The organism is Helicobacter saguini (assembly GCF_000762875.2).
GTDB classification, from domain to species: Bacteria; Campylobacterota; Campylobacteria; order Campylobacterales; family Helicobacteraceae; genus Helicobacter_A; species Helicobacter_A saguini.
Genome location: NZ_JRMP02000048.1, coordinates 1 through 1855, shown reverse-complemented (window position 1 = coordinate 1855; position 1855 = coordinate 1). Strand labels below are relative to the sequence as shown.

General features: G+C 37.4%; 2 tRNA genes and 1 rRNA gene. All 3 read right to left on the bottom strand.

The features are described from left to right. Positions 1-914 (bottom strand): 23S ribosomal RNA (locus tag LS64_RS12095); the annotation flags it as partial. Positions 915-1432: 518 nt separating this feature from the next. Beyond that, positions 1433-1508, bottom strand: a tRNA-Ala gene (locus LS64_RS12090). A 97-nt stretch (positions 1509-1605) separates the two neighbouring features. Continuing rightward, positions 1606-1682 (bottom strand) — tRNA-Ile (locus LS64_RS12085). Positions 1683-1855 lie beyond the last annotated feature (173 nt).

The following is a 1855-nucleotide window of genomic DNA, read 5'->3' as shown; positions in this document are numbered from 1 at the left end:
ATAGGGCTCTGAATGATTGTAGGCAAATGGTTTCAGGTTCTATTTCACTCCGCTCACTGCGGTTCTTTTCACCTTTCCCTCACGGTACTTGTTCGCTATCGGTGTGATAGTAGTATTTAGGGTTGGAGAGTGGTCTCCCCATCTTCAGTCTAGATTTCACGTGTCCTGACCTACTCTGGATACTGCTACCTATGTATCATTTTTCGCATACGGGGCTATCACCCTTTATAGCTTAGTTTTCCAAATAATTCTGCTAAATGATACAAGTGGATGTCGCAGTCCTAAACCCCGAATGCAAGCATTCGGTTTGCCCTTTTCCCCGTTCGCTCGCCGCTACTAGGAGAATCTCTGTTGATTTCTTTTCCTCTAGCTACTGAGATGTTTCACTTCGCTAGGTTCGCTTGTAGGCAACACACAATGGAACGTTCGCTCGCACTTTCGGTCGCCTTTAAGGGAGTAAGAACATTGCTCACTGCGACGCACGACAAAGTGCGTCTCATTCGCAATAACCTTACAACCCTTAAAATCGACTCGAAATTGTTTCGCTATCTTTCATCCAAAGATTCAGTATAAAACGTTTATAGAATCTATTTTAGATTCCAAACTTTTATTGCTTTTATAGAATCTAGATTCCATAACATTTACAAATTCATTGAATCTTAACTTTGGATAAAAACTAGATTCTAAAGATTATAGAATCTTGCTTTTAGAATCTTGTTTTACATTCTATAAATTGCTAAATTTTCCACTCTGTGTTGCCTACATAACACGCATCTCTGCGTGTTGGGTTGCCCCATTCGGAAATCTATGGCTCAATGCTTCTTAGCAGCTCCCCATAGCTTATCGCAGCTTAGTACGTCCTTCATCGCCTCTATCACCCAAGGCATCCACCATTTGCCCTTAATAAGCTTTTTGAATAAGATTTTAAGGTTATACCGCCTTATTGAATGTATTTCTAGCTTCGTCTTTTGGACGCTTTTGCGGGAGTTTGAAAAAACTTTGTGCGACAGCCAAAAGGCTAGTCTCCGCAGTTTTTTCTGCACAACCCACAAAATCGCCTCAAAATACTCGCTATAAACCCATTCAATACTGAATCTAAACTCACTGATTTCTCATAGAATCTAGATTCTATATCTCAATGGATTCACTCAATAAAGCAAGTATGTCGCGTAATTGTAGTTAATTTACTATTACTTTATTTAGGCTATTAACAATGATATTTCAAATAACTTTTAGAACTTTAAACAGAAACGCGTTTAAATAATTTAAAGTCTAATGCAAAAATTTATCGTCATTGCGAGAATTTTCGCAAGAAAATTCGTGGCAATCTACAACTTGTTATATGGATTGCTTCGTTTCACTCGCAATGACAGAATCTAGATTCTAAAAACCCTTGCATTAAACTTTAAACAATAAAATTCAAAAGAACAAATGGTGGAGAATAGCGGGATCGAACCGCTGACCTCCTGCGTGCAAAGCAGGCGCTCTCCCAGCTGAGCTAATTCCCCTTTTCTAACTTTAACTTTCAAAAGATTCTATAATAAATCACTTTCACTCGCAATAGACACGCAATGATAGAATCTAGATTCTAAACAAAAGCTAAAATGGTGGGCTTAGGAGGACTTGAACCTCCGACCTCACCCTTATCAGGGGTGCGCTCTAACCACCTGAGCTATAAGCCCTTTTTAACAAAAACAGGCAGCTAAACAAAAATAAAAAGAACAAATAAACATTTAATAAATATCAATTAAAAATGCAATTTAAAAGACATAAATCAAAAAAAGAAATGTGATTATATAGAATCTAAACTGAATCTATCCTTAAATTCCACAAAAATTCACAAATTTTTTACAAA